The following is a 6,005-nucleotide window of genomic DNA, read 5'->3' on the forward strand; positions in this document are numbered from 1 at the left end:
TTTATAGACACAAAAAAAGGGCTGGCCCCAGACCAGCCCTTTTTTCTAAACACTTAATTTCTTGTGATAGCGTAACGGCCTGTTTCAATCATATCGAATGTAATGTTGGCTGCCTCATCCAAGAATGGATCTAATTCTTCCATATCTTCAGGTAGGTCGTCCAATGTTGTGATAGTTTCCATTCCCATGCGCTGTAAACGTTCGTTAACTCGAGCCAGCGATTTTTCTTCTGCTTCTTTCTTTTCAGCTTCACGAGCAGACTTTACTAAAGAAATGAAATTCTTATCTTTATTTTCCTTATACTCTTTTATGTCATCTTGAATATAAGAGAACTCAGGATCTTGAAGGATACGCTTGTTGTGCTTTGCGGTTAACACGTCAAGGGCCGCAGTACCATCTGCAAACGTTGTGTAGTTTGCACGGTTGATACTATCCCATGGCAGCGCATTTTCTGCCTGAGCTTCGCCCCACTCAGACGGCTCTACAGCAGAAGGATACAAAATGTCAGGAATAACGCCCTTATGCTGAGTACTTCCGCCATCGATACGATAGAACTTTGCAATCGTGAACTGAACACTACCAAGTGGGTTATCGTAAAGGTCGTAAATTTTACCTAAACCACGGTGTTGTTGAACCGTCCCTTTACCAAACGTTTGTTCACCAACAATTAATGCGCGGTTGTAGTCTTGCATAGCAGCTGCAAAAATTTCAGATGCGGATGCACTATAACGGTCTACCAAAACTGTCAGTGGGCCATCGTATGCTACTTCGCCATCAGTATCACGATTAACACTCACTTTGCTCTGACCGTAGCGAATTTGAACAACTGGGCCCTTTTCAATAAATAAACCCGTTAGCAAAGTAGCTTCAGTTAGTGAGCCTCCGCCGTTACCACGTAAATCAACAATAATGCCTTTTACGTTCTGCGCCTTTAAGCTTTCAATTTCTTTGGCAACATCCATACTAAGGTTGTTGTAAAAACTTGGAATGGTAATAACGCCAAGGTTTTCATCAGCGTGAGGACCTGTTTCAGGTACGTAAACTTCCGACTTGGCAGCGCGATCCTCAAGTTTAATTTTATCGCGAGTAAGGCTTACTACTGATGTAGTTTTCGACTCTGAAGCACCTTTTTCCACCTGAAGTCGAACAGTACTACCTTTCGGACCTTTTATCAGCTCGACAACTTCATCTAAGCGCCAGCCAATTACGTCAACGAACTCGTCATCGTCTTGGGCAACACCAACAATTTTGTCTTCTGGCTTAATTGCACCCGATTCGTCTGCAGGACCGCCAGGCACAACACTTTTAATTACTGTGTAGTCATCTTCGCTTTGCAATACAGCGCCTATCCCTTCAAATGACAAATTCATGTCCATTTGGAAGCGCTCTGCATTGCGTGGTGATAAGTAACTGGTATGGGCTTCTATCGTACGTGCAAATGCGTTCATTGCAGTTTGGAAAACGTCTTCGCTTTTTGCCTGCTTAGTGCGCTTAATTGCCCGCGTGTAGCGTTTAGTAAGAAGTTCTTTGGCTTCCTCCCACGTTTTGTCTGCAAGAATTAGATTTAATGCATCATATTTAACGCGCTGACGCCAGATTTCATCAAGCTCAGCTTTATTAACTGGCCACTCGGCGTCTTCTCTGTCGTAAAAGAACTTATCGCCTTCCTTTTCAAAGTTAAACGGGCCCTTTTCTAACATTGCTAATGCAAACTCGTAACGTTCAATTCGACGCTTCGCGCTTACATTGTACATGTCATAGGCAACAGACAGGTTGCCTTTACTCAGCGCATCATCGAATAAGGTGCGATACTTTTCAAACCCGACTACATCAGATAACAACAGTACTTGCTTATTGTGATCTAGCGATTCGATAAAGCGCTGATAAACTCTGGCCGAGAGTACGTCATCCAACGATATTTCCTTGTAGTGCGCCCTTGTAAAAAGTGCGCTTACTCGCTTTGCAGCAACACTGTGTTGAGATTCCTGTTGTAAAATAGGAAGCTCGTCCACCTCGGGTGTTGATGTAACTGCGCCTGCTCCTACCCCTACGGTAAGGAAAGCACTTGCGATGGAAATTCGAAGGATGTCTCTCATATTTTACGACCTCTTGGAGCGTGCCAAACGTAAAGCGTCTGCGTTTACTTTAACTACCATGCCTGAGTCTAACTGAACGTGAATGCCATCTTTAGCAACTTCGGTAATTACTGCTGGCATAGGTGCTTTACCTAATTTAACGGTAACTTGCGTGCCTTGCTTTAAATCGCTATCTGTCAATTTCGCAGGTGGTGTAGTGTTTGGTCTGTTATTTTTCGGTTTAGTTCCGCGCTTAGTATCAGCATGGTCCGAATTCGCAGATTTTTCACCTTTTGGACGATTAAATTGACGTTTATCTTTGCGCTTAGGCTGCTGGGCTAGCTTAGCTTTGCGCTTTTCAGCCGCTTTCGCTTTGCTCTCTTCTAGCTGCTGCTGCGCGTGATCAGCATGTTCTTTTTCAATTGCATCGCCTTCTACACCGTCCAAATCTATGCGATTTGTACCTTCTTTGATGCTATGAAGATAGCGCCAACTGTTGGTGTAATGACGAAGTGTAGAACGAAGTAGTGTTTTACTAACGCGTTCTTCTTCTTCTAAACGAGTGGCAAGATCTTGAAAAATACCGATCTTAAGTGGGCGTGCCTCGCCTTCAATGCTAAAGCATTTCGGAAAGGTCTCTGCAAGGAAAGCTATCACTTCCTTACTATTGGTAAACTTCTCTGGTGATTCCATTAACTTTCTAAATTATTCAGGAGATTTCATCGTTACTTGCATCATCCCAAGTTGCCAGCGTGTGGTCAACCCAATCAAGCAATTCGTCGTCATCTATTTCTAATAAATGCTTATCTTGTTGCCAAGATTCCCATGCGTAGTGCAAAATTTGCTCTAAACGCTGTGTTTCAATATCTTCTTCAGCATTGTCGTAAATCGCATGAAGAATAAAATTTAAACGTTCGGATGCCTCATCTGGGTCATCGTGAAAGTCTTCCATATCTTCAAATGTGGATAAAACAACGTGTATATCGACACTGGATTTCATAATTATTTCTGCGAATCCATGAGAATTTGAGCAATTTCGACGAGCCCTTTTTCGTCTTCTTCGTTAAAGCGTTCAAAAACAGGGCTGTCGATATCAAGTACGCCGATAAGCTTATCATTGAGTACAAGTGGAACAACAATTTCAGAATTAGACGCGGCATCACAAGCGATGTGACCTGCAAACTGATGTACATCACCTATGCGCTGAACTGTTTTAGTGCTTGCACTAGTACCACACACGCCTTTTCCTAACGGAATGCGAATGCAAGCGGGTTGTCCTTGAAAAGGTCCTAGTACCAGTTGCTCTTCTTTGAAAAGATAAAAGCCCGCCCAATTCACTTCTTCAAGGTTATTAAAAAGTAGCGCACTGATGTTGGACATGTTAGCGATAAGATCGTGCTCGCCAGAAACTAAGCTCTTTGCTTGAGCAATTAGTTGACTGTACTGTTGTTCTTTCAAACGGATTTCCTGCTATTGAACAATGTTAAAAGACACATTAACCCGCGCTTCTATTCGCTCTTGACCGGGTAAAGACATTGACATGTCTTTGGAAAAAGCTTCGGCGCGCATTACTGGAATCGGCATATTGCCACCAGATTCTGAGATTGCAACAACTTCACCTACTTCAACCGCTAATTCTTTCGCTAATAGGTGTGCACGCTGCTTTGCATCCTTCACTGCACGAATGAGCGCGTTCTGGTATGCATCGCCTTTGCCAACTGAAATAAAGTTAAATTGTTGGATACGATCAACACCACGTTTAAGTACGCCATCTAGCACTTTGTCGTAAGTCTCAAGGTCAGTAGAAGTAACGGTGATATCCCGCGATAAAGTAAAGCCTTCTTGTTTACGGCCTTGAGGTGTATTGACATAGCGTGGTTGTAAACGTACCTGCATGCTCTGAATGTGCTTTTCTTCTATGCCTTGGTTGAGCAAGAACTTAACAATAGAACGCAAGTCTACATCGAGCTGTGTATTTAGTTTACCTACTGTATTCCCTTCTTCTTCAACAACCAGTGTCACAGAATAGGCGTTTGGTGTTACTTCTACCGCACCTACGCCTTGTACATTTATTACAGCCTCTTGAGCCGCTTGAGCTGAAAATAATGAAGTGGACAAAATTACTGCCAGGGCTTTTGCAAACTTAGCTGATTTTGTAAGCGTAAACATGTTCATAGAGATTCCTTTTTTAAATGGTATTTTAATTACCTTGCATAAAGGATAAATGTTTATAACTGAATAGTTTATGAATATACACAATAGCCAATATTTTAGCAGAGAACAAAGACGATAAGAGATATGACTTCGGTAAAGTGCGGCTTTTATAAGGCAAGGCCCAAATTAACGCGTACATTGCTAGAAAGTTCAGACAAAACGTTATGGGTGTCTGGCTACTTGCTTAATTATTTGCGGTTAGAAAATCAACGTGTTCAGTTGAGTATTCGACTAAACACGTTATGTTTTAATTAGATAAAAATAATTTTGAAGATCTTGTTATTGCTGCTTTTATTTAAGTACTGTGCGCAGCGCTGCAACACAATGGTCTATGTTACGGGGCTTACATGCATAGCCCATAAGACCAATTCGCCACACTTTACCCGCATGGTCACCCAATCCGGCGCCTATTTCTAAATTGAAATCTTCAAGCAGTTGCTTGCGAATGCTAGCATCATCTGCACCTTCTGGAATTTTAACCACGTTCAACTGTGGTAAACGGTAAGCGCTGTCTACGGTTAACTCTAGCCCAAGGTCGCTTAAACCTTGTGCAAGTTTTTCGTGACCTAGAGCATGTCGTTGCCACGCATTTTCTAGCCCTTCTTCTTTTAAAATTAGAAGCGCTTCGTACATGGCGTACATACTATTAACTGGCGCTGTGTGGTGATAAGCGCGCTTCGCGCCCTGCCCCCAATAGCCCACAATCAGGTTCATGTCTAGAAACCAACTTTGAACTTTTGTTTTTCGGTTCTGAATAACCTGCACGGCTCTATCGCTAAAAGAAACAGGGGAAATGCCCGGAACGCAACTTAAGCACTTTTGAGAACCTGAATAGATGGCATCAATTTCCCACCCATCAACATTTAATTCAATGCCACCAAGTGAAGTAACCGCATCAACGATACTCAAGCAATCATATTTTTTAGCTAACTCGCAAAGCATTTTTGCTTCATTACGTACACCTGTTGAGGTTTCTGCATGAACAAAAGCAAGTATTTTTATAGCTGGGTTGGCTTTAAGTGTATCTTCTACTGCGTTCAGGTCGGTTTGCTCACCCCAAGTATTGTTAATGGAAATAGCTTCACCGCCGCATCGTTCGACATTTTCTACCATGCGATTCCCAAACACGCCGTTAATGCAAACCAGTACTTTATCGCCAGGCTCTACTAAATTAACGAAGCACGCTTCCATTCCTGCAGAACCAGGGGCCGAAATAGGCATAGTAAGTGCGTTTTCAGTTTTAAAGGCATATTGCAAAAGCTGTTTAGTTTGATCCATTAACTCAATGAACAAAGGGTCTAGGTGGCCTAGCGTCGGCCTAGCCATTGCATTCAATATTCGAGGGTTAACATCGGATGGCCCTGGTCCCATTAAGGTACGTTCAGGGGGTATAAAAGTAGAAAACGATTGCATAATCCATCCTCATTTCTTGTGAAGGGTCTATATTATTAGTATGCATCACACATGTTTAGCGTGATCATTGAGGTCATAGTACAAGGATAACGAAATGGAACAACCGTCTGTTTTCAACATAACTGATATGAATGAAAGAGGCTTTATATATTTAAATTTAAGTATGTTTAGGATGTCTTGTACTAGTAGATAAATTGTGAACAATGGTTGAGCAACATATGTATGGCTTTTACGTTGAAAGCTGCCACATCCGACCAGCATTTAGTTTATTGATATTTAAAACAATAATCCTACACTTAGATT

The 6,005-nt window shown here is 42.1% G+C and carries 6 protein-coding genes; all 6 read right to left on the reverse strand.

Features of this window, described 5'->3' with window-relative positions; genetic code table 11:
* Positions 1–53 precede the first annotated feature (53 nt).
* Positions 54–2,096, reverse strand: a complete 2,043-nt coding sequence (prc, locus tag KL866_RS00525) for a carboxy terminal-processing peptidase (RefSeq protein WP_025255291.1) — start codon at positions 2,094–2,096, stop codon at positions 54–56.
* A gap of 3 nt (positions 2,097–2,099) precedes the next feature.
* The gene (gene proQ / locus KL866_RS00530; RefSeq protein ID WP_025255290.1) at positions 2,100–2,768 is read right to left on the reverse strand and encodes an RNA chaperone ProQ; all 669 of its coding nucleotides are present in this window, start codon (positions 2,766–2,768) and stop codon (positions 2,100–2,102) included.
* Between the two features lie 16 nt (positions 2,769–2,784).
* Complete coding sequence (locus KL866_RS00535; RefSeq protein WP_025255289.1) at positions 2,785–3,075, reverse strand: hypothetical protein; 291 nt, start codon at positions 3,073–3,075, stop codon at positions 2,785–2,787.
* A 2-nt stretch (positions 3,076–3,077) separates the two neighbouring features.
* Positions 3,078–3,533, reverse strand: coding sequence for a GAF domain-containing protein (locus tag KL866_RS00540; RefSeq protein WP_025255288.1), 456 nt, complete (start codon positions 3,531–3,533; stop codon positions 3,078–3,080).
* Between the two features lie 12 nt (positions 3,534–3,545).
* Entirely contained in the window at positions 3,546–4,250 is a 705-nt protein-coding gene (locus KL866_RS00545; protein ID WP_214992422.1) for an SIMPL domain-containing protein, read from the reverse strand.
* Between the two features lie 330 nt (positions 4,251–4,580).
* Positions 4,581–5,702: an alanine--glyoxylate aminotransferase family protein gene (locus KL866_RS00550; protein ID WP_251139743.1), complete on the reverse strand. Its 1,122-nt coding sequence runs from the start codon at positions 5,700–5,702 to the stop codon at positions 4,581–4,583.
* Positions 5,703–6,005 lie beyond the last annotated feature (303 nt).

The organism is Alteromonas sp. ALT199 (assembly GCF_018619335.1).
Classification (GTDB): domain Bacteria; phylum Pseudomonadota; class Gammaproteobacteria; order Enterobacterales; family Alteromonadaceae; genus Alteromonas.

Bases quoted from the DNA above. Each gene is read 5' to 3' on its own strand.
- prc (WP_025255291.1), bottom strand. From the start codon at position 2,096: ATGAGAGACATCCTTCGAATTTCCATCGCAAGTGCTTTCCTTACCGTA.
- proQ (WP_025255290.1), bottom strand. From the start codon at position 2,768: ATGGAATCACCAGAGAAGTTTACCAATAGTAAGGAAGTGATAGCTTTC.
- KL866_RS00535 (WP_025255289.1), bottom strand. From the start codon at position 3,075: ATGAAATCCAGTGTCGATATACACGTTGTTTTATCCACATTTGAAGAT.
- KL866_RS00545 (WP_214992422.1), bottom strand. From the start codon at position 4,250: ATGAACATGTTTACGCTTACAAAATCAGCTAAGTTTGCAAAAGCCCTG.
- KL866_RS00550 (WP_251139743.1), bottom strand. From the start codon at position 5,702: ATGCAATCGTTTTCTACTTTTATACCCCCTGAACGTACCTTAATGGGA.